The organism is Shinella sp. CPCC 101442 (genome assembly GCF_024704725.1).
GTDB lineage: Bacteria > Pseudomonadota > Alphaproteobacteria > Rhizobiales > Rhizobiaceae > Shinella.
In genome coordinates this window covers 1-16,001 of sequence record NZ_JALIQS010000015.1, presented here as the reverse complement: position 1 = coordinate 16,001, position 16,001 = coordinate 1, and the positions used below count along the sequence as shown (strand labels likewise).

10 protein-coding genes are annotated in these 16,001 nt (G+C 63.0%); 6 read left to right on the top strand and 4 right to left on the bottom strand.

Annotated elements, in window-relative coordinates; all coding sequences use genetic code 11:
- Window positions 1-382: 382 nt before the first annotated feature.
- Window positions 383-8,782, bottom strand: coding sequence for a GH36-type glycosyl hydrolase domain-containing protein (locus MUO32_RS27880; RefSeq protein ID WP_257951642.1), 8,400 nt, complete (start codon window positions 8,780-8,782; stop codon window positions 383-385).
- Between the two features lie 277 nt (window positions 8,783-9,059).
- On the bottom strand, window positions 9,060-9,311 hold the full coding sequence (locus MUO32_RS27875) for a DUF1488 domain-containing protein (RefSeq protein WP_257951689.1): 252 nt from the start codon (window positions 9,309-9,311) through the stop codon (window positions 9,060-9,062).
- Window positions 9,312-9,721: 410 nt separating this feature from the next.
- On the opposite strand from MUO32_RS27875, the gene MUO32_RS27870 reads away from it, so the two are divergent.
- Window positions 9,722-10,063, top strand: coding sequence for a hypothetical protein (locus MUO32_RS27870; RefSeq protein WP_257951641.1), 342 nt, complete (start codon window positions 9,722-9,724; stop codon window positions 10,061-10,063).
- A 68-nt stretch (window positions 10,064-10,131) separates the two neighbouring features.
- Window positions 10,132-10,371, top strand: a complete 240-nt coding sequence (locus MUO32_RS27865) for a hypothetical protein (RefSeq protein WP_257951640.1) — start codon at window positions 10,132-10,134, stop codon at window positions 10,369-10,371.
- Here MUO32_RS27865 and MUO32_RS27860 read toward each other — a convergent pair.
- Entirely contained in the window at window positions 10,359-10,952 is a 594-nt protein-coding gene (locus MUO32_RS27860) for a general stress protein (protein WP_257951639.1), read from the bottom strand. The genes MUO32_RS27865 and MUO32_RS27860 overlap by 13 nt on opposite strands.
- A gap of 22 nt (window positions 10,953-10,974) precedes the next feature.
- Window positions 10,975-11,292: a PepSY domain-containing protein gene (locus MUO32_RS27855; protein WP_257951638.1), complete on the bottom strand. Its 318-nt coding sequence runs from the start codon at window positions 11,290-11,292 to the stop codon at window positions 10,975-10,977.
- A 262-nt stretch (window positions 11,293-11,554) separates the two neighbouring features.
- Here MUO32_RS27855 and MUO32_RS27850 point away from each other — a divergent pair, with 262 nt between their 5' ends.
- The 4 genes from MUO32_RS27850 to catE all read left to right on the top strand — a co-directional run.
- A complete protein-coding gene (locus MUO32_RS27850; protein ID WP_257951637.1) occupies window positions 11,555-12,457 on the top strand; it encodes a hypothetical protein in 903 nt (300 codons plus the stop codon).
- A gap of 138 nt (window positions 12,458-12,595) precedes the next feature.
- Window positions 12,596-13,681: a PHB depolymerase family esterase gene (locus tag MUO32_RS27845; protein ID WP_257951636.1), complete on the top strand. Its 1,086-nt coding sequence runs from the start codon at window positions 12,596-12,598 to the stop codon at window positions 13,679-13,681.
- A 105-nt stretch (window positions 13,682-13,786) separates the two neighbouring features.
- Entirely contained in the window at window positions 13,787-14,293 is a 507-nt protein-coding gene (locus MUO32_RS27840; protein WP_257951635.1) for a ferritin-like domain-containing protein, read from the top strand.
- A 91-nt stretch (window positions 14,294-14,384) separates the two neighbouring features.
- Window positions 14,385-16,001: catalase C (catE, locus tag MUO32_RS27835; RefSeq protein ID WP_257951634.1), on the top strand; the 1,617-nt coding region annotated here is incomplete at its 3' end.

Below are 16,001 nucleotides of genomic sequence, written 5' to 3'. Positions count from 1 at the left end.
TGAGAATCTGGCTCCCACCAGTCGCACGCTCCTGCAGAAGCTGCCAGGTTCACATATCTTCGCCCCGGTCCTTTTCGTCGTCAGGCAATTCCGGGTAGAGGCCCTCCAGAAAGACGCTTTTCCATCCCCCGAAGTCACCAACTACTCGACCTCCACGCGGACGCGTAGATTGAAGCGAAGGCTGTCCATCTTCTTTCCCGGCAGCGAAAAACTGTAGAAAACCCGTTTCTGATAGACGTAATGGATCGGCGCAACATGGGGCTGGTTTCCGGAGATGCACCCTAAAATCCGCTAACCCAGCAAACCGGCCTCGAGCACCAAACTTACCGTTTGTATCGTGATAAATTCCAAGGTGGCGCAACTTTCGAGCTTGATTTTTACTTCATACAACGAACACCAGAATATGTCTGCCACCATCCAAGGGCAAGCGTATCGGGCCGCTGGCGTAGGGAAACGACGAGCCGTCCAACGTCGCCGAGGGCGTGCTGTTTGGTCGATCGGACGCCATTCTGACGTGGATATCGTAGCAAGTGTCTCCCATTCTGACCGCCACCTCGACCTGCGGCCATGAATCCGGCAGGCAAGGATCCATCACAAGCACCCCTCCTTCCCGGCGCAGACCGAGGATGCCCTCGATTCCGGCGCGGTACATCCAGGCGGCAGAGCCCGTGTACCATGTCCAGCCGCCGCGCCCGATATGCGGCGCGACCGAATAGACGTCGGCGGCGACGACATAGGGCTCGACCTTGTAGCGCAGCGCCGCCTCCGGAGTGTCTGCGTGATTGATCGGGTTGAGGAGCGCGAAGAGATCGTGCGCCTTGTCGCCCTCCCCCAGCCGGGCGAAAGCGAGGATCGCCCACATGGCGGCATGGCTGTACTGGCCGCCGTTCTCACGCAGGCCCGGCGGGTAGCCCTTGATGTAACCCGGATCACGCGGAGTTGCGTCGAAAGGTGGCGTGAAGAGAAGGGCAAGCCCCTCCTCCTTGCGGATGAGATGGTGCTCGAGCGACGCCATGGCGGCGGCGGCACGGGCGGGATCGGCAGCACCGGATAGGACCGCCCAGGATTGGGCGATGCTGTCGATCCGGCATTCGTCATTGTCCTTCGATCCCAGCCATGAGCCGTCATCGAAGGTGGCGCGCCGGTACCAGGCCCCGTCCCAGGCTTCATGTTCAATGGAGGCCTTGAGCGTCTCCGCATGCGCCTTCCAGCGCGCAGAGCGTTCGGGGTCGCGGCCTTCGGCAAGCGGCACGAACAGGTCTATCGTGCGGATCAGCAGCCAGCCGAGCCAGACGCTTTCACCTTCGCCGCCCTCGCCCACCCGGTTCATGCCGTCGTTCCAGTCGCCGGTGCCTATCAAGGACAGGCCATGCCTCCCGGTGAGCGCGACGGCCTGGTCAAGGCCGCGGGCGCAATGCTCGAAGAGAGATGCCGTCTCGTCGGAGGGCGTTGGCTGGAAGAAGGCGTCGTGTTCCCCCTCCGCAAGGATCGGCCCATCCAAGAACGGGATGACCTCATCGAGGATCGCCGCGTCGCCGGCTGTCTCGACATAGGTCGCGACGGCGAAGGCGAGCCACACGCGGTCGTCGGAAATCCGCGTGCGAACACCCGCGTCCGAATGGGGAAGCCACCAATGCTGCATGTCACCTTCGGCAAACTGCCGACCGGCGGCGCGCAGGATGTGCACCCGCGTCTCCTCCGGCCGGGCGAAGACCAGCGCCATGCCGTCCTGTAACTGATCGCGGAAGCCATAGGCACCGCTTGCCTGATAGAAGGCCGAGCGCGCCCAGATACGGCAGGCGAGCGTCTGGTATAGCAGCCAGCCGTTCAGCATGATATCCATCGCCCGGTCCGGCGTCCTGACCTGCACGGTCTGCAGGAGCGTCTGCCAATGCCCCGTCACATCGGCAAGAACCGCATCGAGATCGGCAGCGCGGTAGCGGGTGATCAGCGCGCCGGCTTCCTCGGCCGAAGCGGCCTCGCCGAGGAAGGAGACGAGTTCGATGCTTTCGCCCGGGTCGAGCTCGATCGTGCATTGCAGCGCAGCGCAGGGATCAAGACCGGCCCCCACCTTGGCGCTGAACGGCACTCGCCTTGCGAGCGCCGCCGGTCGCGCGGAGCTGCCGTTGTGCCCGAGGAATTCCGTGCGGTCGCAGGTCCATGCGGTCTGACGGCCGCCGAGATCGGCAAAGGCGACGCGGCCGGGGAAACCCATGGCCGATCGATTGCGGGCGAAGATCGCCCTCGTCTCGGCGTCAAGGGATGTTGCGATGGACGGTGCACTTGCACCGCGCAGGGTACCGAGCACCCATTCGGCATAGCTCGTGACCGACAGGCGGCGCGACCTGGAGGAATGGTTGGTCAGCGTCAACAGCGAAATGCGGATGGGATCGGCGAGCGGTACATAGGAGAGCAGGTCGCTTTCGATCCCGTTCGCCCGATGCGCGAAACGGCTGTAGCCGAAGCCGTGGCGCGCCACATACCGCCCGTTGTCCCGGATCGGCTGGGCCGTAGGGCTCCAGAGGTCGAACGTCTCCTCGTCGCGGATATACAGCGCCTCGCCGGAGGGGTCTGCGACCGGATCGTTCGACCATTGCGTGATCTGGTTCTCGCGGCTGTTTTCCGCCCAGCTATAGGCGCTGCCGTCGCTCGACACCTGAAAGCCGAAGGCTGGATTGGCGATAACGTTGATCCATGGCATCGGGGTCGTCGCGCCGTTTTCCAGCACGGTCACATATTCCGTGCCCTTCCTATCGAAGCCTCCCAGCCCATTGAAGAACTCCAGGTCTTCCGGTGGCACGACCATCTCGGCCGAGGGCTTCGACGGAAAGGGCGGCGGCAGAGGAGCGAGGCGCTCGCTGCCGGCGGAAAGACGCGCCAGCTGATCGACGATCAGGCCACGATGGGCCAACAGCACGACACGCGCGGTGGCGTTCAGGAGGTTTTTCGTCTGTTGGTTCAGGAAGTCGGCGCGCAGCACATGCACCGCGCCATGCGCCGGCATGTCGTCGAAACGCGGGCGGGACTGGCTGGAGCGCACCGCAGCCTCGACGGCGTTCTGCAGATCCTGCACATAGGAGGCGGCGCGCTCATTGATAATCACCAGATCGACGGCGAGCCGCTTGATGCGCCAGTATTCGTGCGCGCGCAGCATCTGGCGCAACTGGGGAAGGTCCTCGGCGTCGTCGATGCGCAGGAGCACGATCGGCAGGTCTCCGGAAATGCCGTAGGGCCACAGGCCCGACGGTGGACCGGCACCGGCGAGAATGGCATCGGAGGCGGGACGAAAGCGCGCGTCCGCATAGAGGATGGGCGCGGCAAGACGCTGGAAGTCCGCCGCCTCCTCCAGATCCATGTCGAGATGGTGAAGCTGCACCTGCGCCTGGGTCCAGGCCAGCGTCTTCGCCCGCTCGAAGGCGCTCCTGTCATGGTGCTTGTCGATGCGTTCGAGAAGTTCTTCCCGCGAGCTGGCGACGACCGTCCAGAAGGCGACGCGCACCACTTTGCCGGGAAGGACCCGCACGCTGCGCCTTAGCGCGAAGATCGGGTCGAGCACGGTTCCCGCGGTGTTGGAAAGGGCCTGCCCCTCGTGGATGGCCGCGGCGGTGGCGATGGAACGGCCGCGCCCAAGGAAACGGGCCCGATCGGATTCGTATTCCGGATCGGCAATCGTATCGCCCTCGACCACGGTAAAGTGGGCCGCCCAGATCCCGGCCTCCGAAGGCGCCCGTCGCCGCCGAGTGGCGATGAGCGCGCCGTATTCGGCCAGATGCTCGGTCTCGATGAACATCTTTGCGAAGGCGGGATGTGCATTATCGGTCGCCGGCGTGGCGAGCACCAGTTCGGCATAGGAGGTCAGCTCGATCTCGCGCGCCCGTCGCCCGCTGTTGGTGAGGCAGATGCGGCGCACCTCGCCGTCGTCCTCGCCGGAGACGATGACATCCATCTCCGTCGTCAGCGTCTCGTCATGGCGAATATATTGCGCGTGATCCTCGCCGAAGACCACCGAGGCCTCAGCTCTGTCGCCGATTACCGGGAGCGTGGGGGAGAAGATCGAGCCGCTCTGCATGTCGCGGAGGAAGATGAAGGCGCCGCAATCGTCGCAGGTCGCATCCTCGCGCCAGCGCGTGACGGCGATGTCGCGCCAGCGGCTGTAGCCGCCGCCCGAGGTCGTCAGCATCACCGCATAGCGCCCATTGGACAAGAGATGCGTGACCGGCGCGCCGGCAACGGGCAGCGACAACCGACGCACCGACGGCGCCGGGTTCAGCGAAATACCGGCGGATGCCTTGACCTCCTCGGCGCGCGGGCGGGCGATCGCCACGTCGCGCGGCATGCGCTCCGAAAGCAGTAGTTCACTGGCCATGATCATCGGCTCGCGGTGAAACCGCGCCCGCATACGCCCATCCTGCAAGAGGACGGCGATGGCGACGATGGTCATGCCTTGGTGGTGGGCCATGTAGCTGCGGATGATCTCGACGCGCGCGTCTTCGGGCAGGCGGGCGCGGGTGAAGTCCAGCGCCTCGTAGAAGCCGTGAACGCCGCGCGCGCCGAGGGATTCGAGATGTCGGTAGTTTTCAAGCGCGGCGTGGGGATCGACCATAGCGGCAAGGCCCGTGGCATAGGGCGCGACGACCATGTTGCCCGACAGCCCGCGCTTGAGACCCAGCCCCGGCACGCCGAAATTGGAATATTGATAGGTGAACTCGATGTCGCGTGCATTGAAGGCGGATTCCGATATACCCCACGGCACATGCCGCGACCGCCCATAGGCCTCCTGCCGCGCGACGATCAGCCGGTTCGTGTCATCGAGCAGGCTTCCCGCCGGCGCGCGCATCACCAGCGACGGCATGAGATACTCGAACATCGAGCCCGACCAGGAGATTAGCGCCGAGCCGCTGCCGAGTGGCGTCGCCGCCCTGCCGAGGCGGAACCAATGGCGCGTGCTGATGTCACCCTTGGCGATGGCGAAGAAGCTCGCAAGCCGGGCTTCCGAAGCGAGAAGATCGTAGCAGTTCGGGTCGAGCCCGTTGTCGGCGAGCGAATAACCGATGGATAAGAGCTTCCGGTCGGGATCGAACAGGAAGGTGAAATCCATGTCGAGCGCCATGGTGCGGGCCGTGTCAGCAAGCGCCCGGAGCCGGCCTTTCACGGCGACTGCATCGTCCCGGAGCGCCTGCCGATCACGCGCCGACTGGATGACAGATCGCCTGAGTGCCGCGATCCAGAAAGTGAAGTCGGTGGCCGCGCCGTCCTCAGCCGGCCCCGCCAGTTTCAGGGCCTTGTCCAGAAGCCGCGTCAATGCGGGTGTTGCTGCCTCTGTGGATTGCGGGCCGCGCACGAGGGTTTCGGCCTCGTCGAGAATGGCTGCCAGGCTCGCGCTGGGGCTGCAGGGCCTCTCGGCAAGGGCCATGCGGGCGAGCGTCAGCGTATCGCCGAAGCCCTGGCCGTCTTCCGCCGGCGGCACTTCGGCCCACTCCTCGCAGGCATTCGCCAGCGCGATCAGGTGGCCGGCGAGATTGCCGCTATCGACTGAGGAGACATAGGGGGGAGCGAGGGTTCTGAGATCGCGTGTATCGTACCAGTTGAAGAAATGCCCGTTGAATCGGTCGAGCCGCTTGAGCGTCGAAAAAGCCTCTTCCAGCCGTTCAAGCGCTTCAAGGGTTCCCACCCAGCCGAAGTCGCGCGCGGCGACCGTCGAGAGAAGATAGAGACCGATATTGGTCGGCGAAGTCCGGTGGGCGATGACGGTCAGCGGGGTTTCCTGGAAATTATCCGGCGGCAGCATGTTTTCCAGCGGGGTAACGAAGGTCTCGAAGAACCGCCATGTGCGTCGCGCGACTAGCCGGAGTTCCACCGCATCGGTATCCGAAAGCGCTCTCCCCAGCCGTGCCGTCGGCGATCGGCTGACCCAGAGCGCGACGGCTGGCGCGGCCGACCAGGAGAGTGCCAGCAGCAGCGCGAGGGGCCAGGCGGCCGGCGAAAATGCGACGGCTGCGGCCGGAAGGGCCAGCGCAACGGCCATGCCACCCGCCATGTCGCGGTAGAAGCCGGCAAGCGTCAGCCGCGTCCGGTTGCCGGATGTCGCGGCGGTCGTCCATTCCAAGAGTTTCCTGTGCGTCACCAGCAGCCGGCCGGCGGTTGTGAGCACCGCATCGCAATTACGCCATGCCTGATCAGGCAGGAAGGAGAGGCCAAGCCCGGCCTGCATCGCGGCGAGCTTGATATCGCCGGCAAGCCTGACGGCATGACTGCTCAGTTGCAGGCCGCTGCGGCGTGGCAGGATGGCGAAGGCAACCGGCAGAAACGCGGGAAGGAGCATTGAGGACGCGATCAGCAGCGCGGCGGTCAGTCCCGCCTGAAGCGGCATCGCGCAACAGGCCACGAGCGCGGCGAAGGTCGATGGCGCGACGAGGGTGCGGCGCAGGTTATCTAGCATCTTCCAGCGGCCGAGGGCGGGAAGCGTCCGCCGTCCGAAAATCCATGGCAGCAACTGCCAGTCGCCGCGCGTCCAGCGGTGCTGGCGCCGTGCGGCGACGTCGTAGCGCGACGGGAAATCGTCGACCACCTCGACATCGGAGGCGAGCCCCGCCCGCGCGAACGTACCCTCGAAGAGATCGTGGCTGAGAAGGGTATTCTCCGGAATGCGGCCGGCCAGCGCCGCCTCGAAGGCATCGACGTCATAGATGCCCTTGCCGGTATAGGAGCCTTCGCCGAACAGGTCCTGATAGACGTCGGAAACGGCCGCCGCATAGGGATCCATGCCGCCGGGCGCGGAAAAGACCCGCTGGTAGAGCGAGCCTTCGCGACCGATGGGAAGCGACGGGGTGACGCGCGGCTGGATGATCGCATAGCCGTCGACCACCCTCTGCTGGCCGGTATCGAAACGCGGCCGGTTTAGGGGATGCGCCATCTTGCCGATCAGCCGCAGGACCGTGTCGCGCGGCAGTTTCGTATCCGCGTCGAGAGTGATGACATAGCGCACGTCCGGCGGGACGGACGGCGGCTTTCCGCCAAGCGCCATGAAGCTGGTGTCGGTGGCACCGCGCAGCAGGCGGTTGAGTTCGTGCAGCTTGCCGCGCTTGCGCTCCCAACCCATCCAGACGTTCTCGCCGGCATTGAACCGGCGCTTGCGGTGCAGCAGCAGGAAGCGATCGCCGGCAGGGCCTGGCCCGTGCCGGTGGTTGAGGTCGGCCATGGTCTCGACGGCGAGCGCCAGAAGCGGGCCATCGCCCTCGACGGCCTCCTGGGACGCATCCTTTCCGTCGGTCAGCAAGGCAAAACTCAGGTCGCCGCCCGCGCCCGAGAGATGATGGACCTCCAGCCGCTCGATCTGCTCCAGCAGGTCGGCGCGATTGCTCAGGAGCGTCGGCACGACGACCAGCGTGCGGGACGACGGCGGGACGCCCTGCGCAAGCTCCAAACCCGGCAGGCCTGTCGCGCCATGACTCCAGCTCACGAAGCGGTTGACGAGCGCCGTCGCGATATCGCTTGCCGGCAACAGCGCCAGCACCGCGAAGACGATCATGCCGGGCGCGGAGAGGCCGGCGACGGACAGCAGCCATAGCGCAAGCGCCAGAAGCAGCGCCGTCATCAAGCCGATCGCCCCGACATAGCCGGCAAGGCCCGTGCGCTCCGCCAGTCGCCCGGCAATCAGATGCCGGGGGGGGCGGAACCCGATCGTGCGCTCGAAGACCGGCCGGCCTTCCGCGATCAAGTGGTAGCCCGGATCACCGACACGCTCGGCCTGCGAAGCGGTGTCGCCGGCTACCGGTACAGCCTGCGCCGCTTTCACCGCCCGCCCGGCAATGTCGAGTTCCGACAGGTCCGAGCCGCGGGCGAGGTCTTCGATAGCGCTGCGATAGAGGTTGCGCGTGGCAAAATCCATGCGGGCGAAGCTGCCATCGGCCGACAGGCGTGCATCGACGAGGCTGACCTTTTCAAAAAGGTCGGCCCAGTCGACATCGCTGATCAGCCGCATGCTGGTGATGATGTTTCTGATCGTGACATTCGACGCGCCCTGGCGCTGCTGGGCGTGCCGCACCACGGCGGAAACCGAACTGTCCTGCCTTGCCAACCGCGCCTCAAGCCAGCCATGCGCCGGCGTGGTGCTGGGGTCCTGATCGCGCAGCCGTTTGGCAAGCTGGGCTGCGAAGAGCTCGGGCAAGGGGTTGGCGGACACCTTTTCAAGTGCACTGCTGCGACCCTCGTTCGCCAGCAGCCGGTCGGCCAGCGCATCCGCCTCGGCACGCATGCGGCGCCCGGCCGTGATCTGGTCGGCAAGCCTGCGCAGGTTCTCGACGAGCACGATGCGCAGGGTGATCGCCACGGCCCACAATTCGCCGATCGTAAGGGGCTGGACTTTTTGATAGGCGGCAATGAAGCGGACGAGCGTCTCGGGATCGAAATGGCTGTCGGTGTGCGCGACGAAGGCCCAGGCAATGCCGAAGACGCGTGGATATCCGACGAAGGGTCCCTCGGCGAGCTTGGGCAGTTGCCTGTAATAATTGGGCGGAAGATCGTCATGGATCTCGCGGATCTGCTCCTCGACCAGATGGTAGTTGTCCAGCAGCCATTCCGCCGCGGGCACGACGCCGCGCTCGTTCTCCACCTCCAGGGCACTGGCGCGGTAGGCGGCGAGCAGGACCGCCGCGTTGCTCTTCAGGCGCTTGTGCAAGGACTGAACGGATGGCGGCCGCTTCGTTACCGGTTGGGCGAGCGCAAGGGTCGCGGCGTGTTGCTCAAGCCTTTCGATGCCGAACAGTTCTTCCCGCACGGGCATGGTATCTTTCCAAGGCATGCCCGATGCCCGGCGGGAGCCGGACGACGGACCGTCGCCCTCGCCTTTCCCGTCCGCAACTGCTTGCGGCTCCGGCAGAGGTTCGGCAACGGTTCTTTCGACAACAGCGGCATCCGAGTTGCCGATGTCTTGCACGCCATGCTCGTGGCCTCTGGCCATAATCATTCCTTTGCCCAGATGCGGCCAGGCAGCCGGCCGGGCGAAACCCGGCAATCGTTTGGGGATGTGGGGTGCCGAAGCCTGCTCGGGGACGACGCTCTCAGCCGAAATCGGCACGCGTCAGGACATAAACCGGCTTTCGGCCAGCGGAATAGGCGCGCCGCGCCGCCTTGTAGACAGAGACGCGGGCATCGTCGAAAGCACTGAGATAACCGGCTTCGGATATCACTCCCGGGAACAGGTCCGCCCCTGCGAAGAACGGAATCGCGAACATGCCGTCATGACCAATAAAGCGGATACGCTTGCCGGCCTCTTCATAGCTTCGGCTTTGGTTTGGAAAACTGAGACTCATGGAACGTTCCTCGCGGTGAACGGCTGACTCTGCGATACGAAAAGCCGCCATGAGCGCCGGAAATACTCCCGCCGGCGCTGCCTAAAGAAGAATTTCATCAAAAAACTTGATGCAGGCTGCATCAAATTCCGGAAACTCAAATAAAATATGTAACTCATGACTGTAAAAATTCATCGACAACCCATGAATCCATGCGCTTTTCGATTGAATTCATCATATCACAAAAATTAAAATCATGTGTTTTTGTTTTTGACCGGAAAACCGCGCGGAAATTCAAAGAAAAAACTTGAATTTCATTTGCCTTCGGCGTGTTAGGGCGCACACTGAAACTGTCAGGATTGCCATTGGCTCCAGGTCCGAGCGCGGGCCCTTATCAATCCTGATAGTCATCGATTATAGGGAGTGAAGTCATGTCATTCAGTCTGAACATGGAAAAGGCAAAACCCTACATGGTGGGTTTCGTTCTCGGTCTCGTGGCTGCGCCGCTCATCGCCTTCAATGCGGGATGGGTTTCGACAACCAGCGCACGCACCGAGGCGGTCAAGACCGCACAGGTAGATACCCTTGCGGGCATATGTTCTGCTTCGGCAGGCCGCATCGCCACCGCCAGCAGCACCGATCTGGCAACCTACAAGGGGTACGAAAACCGTACGAAGCGGGACGAACTCGTCGCCGCCGCGATGGCCGACATCCAGGTGCCAGCGGATCTTCTCAGCAAGGTCACCTTCGATTGCGGGCGCACATTGTCCTGACAAGCACTGAACTCACAAGATACGAAGCCGAAGGCGTTTTCGCCTTCGGCTTTCGGTGAGAGTAATGCGTGAATTTCAAGCAGACAGCCGTGCCTGTCATGCAGATTCCGACCACACCTCCATCTGTTGCCACTTTCACTTCAACTTCGGCATGGACGTTCGTCGAACCAACATTTCCTGATCGCGAGATTGAATGGCAATCGCCAATGTTCGAAGCGGGCGCTACGTCCTTCGAGTATCAATCATCCACCCGACGTAAAAAAGCCGGCGATTGCCGGCCTTTTCCCGAGATGGTTCAACGCCTGTAGCGCAGCCGCTCCTGTTCGACTTCCGCCGGCCCGTAGGGGTCGAGGGTGTCATCGAACCGGGTCCAGCCCTCGTTGGCATAGACCGCGCGCCGCTGACCGGGATCAACCCAGTTCGACTTGCGAAGGGTGGCTTCGGCCTCCGCCTGGAGGCTTTCGTCAACCTTCGCCGTCACGAGCGTCCCCCCGCGGCGAACCCCCTCCGCATAGACATGCGCATCGTCTTCGGAGACGCCGGATTCGGTCAGCGCGCCGATCAGCCCGCCTGCGGCGCCACCGGCTACCGCGCCTGCTACTGCGCCCGCCGCGGTAGCGGCAAGCCAACCGGCAGCAACCACCGGACCGACACCGGGAATGGCCATGATGCCGAGCCCGGTGAGAAGGCCACCGACGCCGCCGACGGCGGCGCCGATGCCTGCACCTGTCCCGGCGCCTTCGACGGCATTGGTTTCCTTGTTATGACGTTCGTCCGCATTGTTGGAAACGATGCTGATATCGCTGGACGGCACGCCGCGTGCCTCCAGGGCGCTGACGGCAGCGCTTGCATCGGAATAATCGTCGAAAAGTCCTGTAACGGTTTTCATAGGGATCTCCTGAAAGCTGAGTTTAGTTGGCGACGATGTTGCCCTGATAGTCGAGCGCGACGCTCATGGCCTTGCCGTCCTTGGTCGCCTTGGCCTGCCAGACACCCTTGTCATCCAGCATGAGGCCGGTGACATCGGCATAGCCGGCTGCGGTAATGCGTTCCCGCGCCTGGTCCTCCGTGAAGCTGTTCGCGCCTTCGACCGGAGCAGTCGCATTCTTGGTGTCGGGCGTCGCAACAGCCGGCGTGTCGCCATCGGTTGTCGGGGTAGTTGACGTCTGAGCGAAGGCGCCAAAGGTCGATGCGCCCACCAAGGCGGCGACTAGGAGAAGTTTTTTCATGATCTTGTTCCTCGTTGGAGCCTGAGATCAGGCCCTTGGGAACACCCCGCCTGTCGCATGGTTCCATAAGTCAAAAAATAGAAAATACCGCGCCGTTTCATGGAACCTCAGGGGATTCAAAGAGTTGGGGCGCCAGATGCGGGTACTCGCTCGCGCATTACTGGAGGTCTTCAAAATGGGTCGCGGCATTCTTCTCTGGCTTCTGGGTATTCCCCTGCCGATCGTTGTCCTGCTCGTCCTTTTCCTGCGATAGGAGGCGGACATGTCCCTTTACAGTTCGGGTGTTTCCGACGTCGGTGTGGAATCCAGCACACCGGCCCTCGCATGGGGGCCGGTCATCGGCGGCGCGGTGGCCGCGGCGGCCGCCACGATCATTCTACTCCTGCTTGGCTCCGGCGTCGGCCTGACGATGGTCTCGCCATGGTCGGGCGACAGTGCTTCCTTCACCACCGTCGGCGTCACGGCAGCGATCTGGTTCGTGGTCGTCCAGTGGTTGGCCTCCGCGCTAGGCGGCTATCTGACCGGCCGCCTGCGCACCAAGTGGGCCAACGTCCATACGGATGAGGTGTTCTTTCGCGACACCGCGCATGGCTTTCTAAGCTGGGCACTGGCAACGGTGGTTGTCGTTGGCATTGCAGGCTCTGCATTCACCTCGCTCGCCGGCGCCGGCGCCCAGGCTGTATCGACGGCGGCAGCCACCGCCACGGTTGCGGGCACCGCGGCCGCGGCAAACAGCGATGCGGCCGCACCCGATGCTGCGACTGGCTACTTCACCGATATGCTGTTGCGCCCGCAGGATGTCGCGAGCCGCGCTCAAGCGGACAATGCATCGGCCACGGCCGAAATTTCCCGCATCCTGATGCAAGGTGCGGTAAATGACGGCGTGCCGGAGGCCGACCGGGCTTATATCTCATCAATCGTTGCATCACGCGCCGGTATCCCACCCGAAGAGGCGCGCGCCCGGGTCGATCAGGTGCTGACTCAGATCGAGGATGCGAAGAACGCCGCCCTCAAAGCCGCCGACGAGGCCCGAAAATCCGCCGCGACGGCGGCGATGCTTGGCGCCCTGTCCCTTCTCGTCGGCGCCTTTATCGCATCGGCTGCAGCAGCTCTCGGCGGACGCCAGCGTGACGATGAAGAAGCAGCCTTGATTATTACACGATAAGCAATCTGGAAGCCGCCCTCTCGGGGCGGCTTCTTTCCGTTCATTCGCCAGAAGAATTATTGTGCAGTGCAGCAACTTTAATACTGCGGAGGGGTTACAGTGTATGCGGCCAATCCGGCGCGCTACCTGGAGCCCCTCATGAGATCGCTATCTGATACACTCGAACGGCTCGCGCGACTGCGCTCAGTCAAGCCTGCGACATCGCCCGGCTCCATTCTCAAGAAGCTCGATCATTTCGGCGGAAACCCGGGCGCCTTGGCGGCGTGGCAGCATGTGCCGAAGCAATTGCCGGCGGCACCGGCTCTGGTGGTCGTGCTGCACGGCTGCACGCAAACCGCCGCCAGCTACGATGTCGGTTCAGGCTGGTCCGCGCTCGCCGAGGACTACGGCTTCATTGTCCTTTTCCCCGAACAGAACAGGCAGAACAACGCGAACCTGTGTTTCAACTGGTTCAATGCCGCGGACACCCAGCGGGACCGGGGCGAAGTGATGTCGATCCGGCAGATGATCGCCAGCGTGGTCGCCGAACATGGCGTCGATGAGCGCCGAATCTATATCACCGGTCTATCGGCCGGCGGCGCCATGGCGAATGCCATGTTGGCCTGTTATCCAGAAGTCTTTGCCGGTGGCGCTATCATCGCCGGCTTACCCTACGCCGCCGCCTTGACTGTTCCCGAGGCGTTCGACCGCATGCGTGGGCAGGGTCTTCCCGGCACCGACAGCCTGCAGGAAAGCCTGCGTGCCGCCTCACGCCACGAAGGCACCTGGCCGACGATTTCCGTCTGGCAGGGAACGAATGACAATACAGTTGTTTCTGACAACGCGGCCGCGATTATCGCGCAATGGCGGGGCGTGCATGCGGTTCCGGGACAACCCAGCCAGGTCGAAACGATGGGTCGAAATTTGCGATCTGTATGGCACGACGATCGCGGCTTGGAGGCAATAGAACTCTACACCATTTCAGGTATGGGCCATGGCACGCCGATCGAAGCGTCCAGCGGATATGGCAGGGCAGCGCCGTTCATGCTCGACGTCGGTGTTTCCTCGACTGTGCAAATCGCGAGAAGCTGGGGCCTTGCCGCCTCCTTCGAGCGCCGCGGTCAGCCGCATGCGTCTTCCTCCCCAGAAGGAACGGTCAAGCAGCCGCCCTCATCTGCCGGTGCTGACAACAGTATTCAGTCCATCATCGAGAAAGCGCTGCGTTCCGCGGGCTTGATGAAGTGAGGGTGGGTTCGGTTCGTACCGATTTATTTTCCGAGCAGCGGAACGTCGCCTCGGTTCCACGGTTGTTTGAGTCCATTCCTCTCGAAAATTTGATCGGATTCTCCAATGGCTACGGAAAAGACTTTGAACGACCTCTTCCTTGATACGCTCAAAGATATCTACTTCGCTGAAAAACAGATCCTGAAGGCCCTGCCGAAGATGGCGCGTGCGGCCCAGTCGGAAGAAGGCAAAGCCGGCTTCCTGCAGCACCGCGACGAAACCCAGGGGCAGATCGAGCGCCTCGAACAGGTGTTCGAGCTCCTCGGCAAGCCCGCCCGCGGCAAGACCTGCGAAGCTATTCAGGGCATCATCGCTGAAGGCGAGGAGATCATGGAGGACTACAAGGGCGCCGCCGCCCTCGATGCCGGCCTCATCGCCTCGGCCCAGGCTGTCGAGCACTATGAGATCGCCCGCTACGGCACGTTGAAGGCTTGGGCGAAACAGCTCGGCCTGAAGGACGCGATGGCGCTTCTCGACGCCAATCTCCAGGAGGAGATCGCCACGGACCAGAAGCTTACGGCGCTCGGCGAATCCTCGGCAAATGCCAAGGGCTCGATGAAAAAGGCCAGCTAGACTGCCACCAACAAGGATCAGGCCGTCGTCCAGGGGGGCCTTTTTGTTTCCGTCTCGTTGCCCCTCGAACCAGTTTATAGGAGCCATACCCATGGCCAGGAAAACAATCGCTGCCGCAACCGACTCCGCCGCCATCCACGATGTAAAGCTACGGCGAGGCGCAGGCGGCGAGCTTCACCAAATTGCCGAAAGCGACACCCCCGTGCTGACGACCGCCCAGGGCGGGCCGGTCGCGGACGACCAGAACTCGCTGCGCGTCGGCCCGCGCGGGCCGCTGGTCGTCGACGACTTCCATTTCCGCGAAAAGATCTTCCACTTCGACCACGAGCGCATTCCCGAGCGGGTTGTGCATGCGCGCGGCTATGGCGCGCATGGCTACTTCGAAACCTATGAATCGCTCGCCGCCTACACACGCGCTGACCTCTTCCAGCGTGCCGGCGAAAAAACGCCGGCATTCGTCCGCTTCTCCACGGTCGCGGGCAGCAAGGGGTCCGTAGACCTTGCACGCGACGTGCGCGGTTTCGCGGTAAAGCTCTACACGCAGGAAGGCAATTGGGACCTCGTCGGAAACAACATCCCGGTGTTCTTCATTCAGGATGCTATCAAATTTCCCGATATCATCCATGCCGTAAAACCCGAGCCCGACCGCGGCTTTCCACAAGCCCAGTCCGCCCACGACAATTTCTGGGACTTCATCACCCTGACGCCGGAAAGCATGCACATGATCATGTGGGTCATGTCGGACCGGGCCATTCCCCGCTCCTTCCGCTTCATGGAAGGCTTCGGTGTGCACACGTTCCGCCTCGTCAACGCCAAGGACGAGTCCACCTTCGTAAAATTTCACTGGAAGCCGAAGCTCGGGCTTCAGTCCGTCGCCTGGAACGAAGCGGTTAAGATCAATGGCGCTGATCCCGATTTCCATCGCCGTGACCTCTGGCAGGCGATCCAGTCGGGTAATTTCCCGGAATGGGAATTGCAGGTCCAGCTCTTCGATCAGGATTTCGCCGACAGTTTCGATTTCGACGTGCTCGACCCGACCAAGCTCATCCCCGAGGAAATCCTCAAACCAAAGCCGGTCGGCCGACTGGTGCTCGATCGCATGCCGGACAACTTCTTCGCGGAAACCGAGCAGGTCGCCTTCATGACGCAGAACGTGCCGCCGGGTATCGATTTCAGCAACGACCCGCTGCTGCAGGGCCGCAACTTTTCCTATCTCGATACCCAACTGAAGCGCCTCGGTAGCACGAATTTCACCCATCTGCCGATCAATGCGCCGACGTGTCCCTTCGCGCATTTTCAACAGGATGGACACATGGCGATGCGCAATCCCGTCGGTAGGGTGAACTACCAGCCCAATTCCTTTGGAGAAGGACCGCGCGAATCTCCCCTTGCCGGATACCGGCATTTCAACGCGCGGGAGAGCGGTGAAAAGGTCCGACTGCGACCGGAGAGCTTTGCCGATCACTACAGCCAGGCGCGCCAGTTCTATATCAGCCAGACGCCGCCCGAACAGCGACACATCGGCATGGCGCTGACCTTCGAATTGAGCAAAGTCGAAACGCTTGTCATTCGCGAGCGCATGATCTCGCACCTTCTCAACATCGACGAGACGCTGGCCAATAAGGTCGCCACGGCTCTCGGTATCCGCTCCATGCCGAAACCGGCCGATGCAGCGGTCGAGACGCGTCAGGATCTGGAGCCCTCTCCC

Bases quoted from the DNA above. Each gene is read 5' to 3' on its own strand.
- MUO32_RS27880 (WP_257951642.1), bottom strand. From the start codon at position 8,782: ATGCCCGTGCGGGAAGAACTGTTCGGCATCGAAAGGCTTGAGCAACAC.
- MUO32_RS27875 (WP_257951689.1), bottom strand. From the start codon at position 9,311: ATGAGTCTCAGTTTTCCAAACCAAAGCCGAAGCTATGAAGAGGCCGGC.
- MUO32_RS27870 (WP_257951641.1), top strand. From the start codon at position 9,722: ATGTCATTCAGTCTGAACATGGAAAAGGCAAAACCCTACATGGTGGGT.
- MUO32_RS27860 (WP_257951639.1), bottom strand. From the start codon at position 10,952: ATGAAAACCGTTACAGGACTTTTCGACGATTATTCCGATGCAAGCGCT.
- MUO32_RS27855 (WP_257951638.1), bottom strand. From the start codon at position 11,292: ATGAAAAAACTTCTCCTAGTCGCCGCCTTGGTGGGCGCATCGACCTTT.
- MUO32_RS27850 (WP_257951637.1), top strand. From the start codon at position 11,555: ATGTCCCTTTACAGTTCGGGTGTTTCCGACGTCGGTGTGGAATCCAGC.
- MUO32_RS27845 (WP_257951636.1), top strand. From the start codon at position 12,596: ATGAGATCGCTATCTGATACACTCGAACGGCTCGCGCGACTGCGCTCA.
- MUO32_RS27840 (WP_257951635.1), top strand. From the start codon at position 13,787: ATGGCTACGGAAAAGACTTTGAACGACCTCTTCCTTGATACGCTCAAA.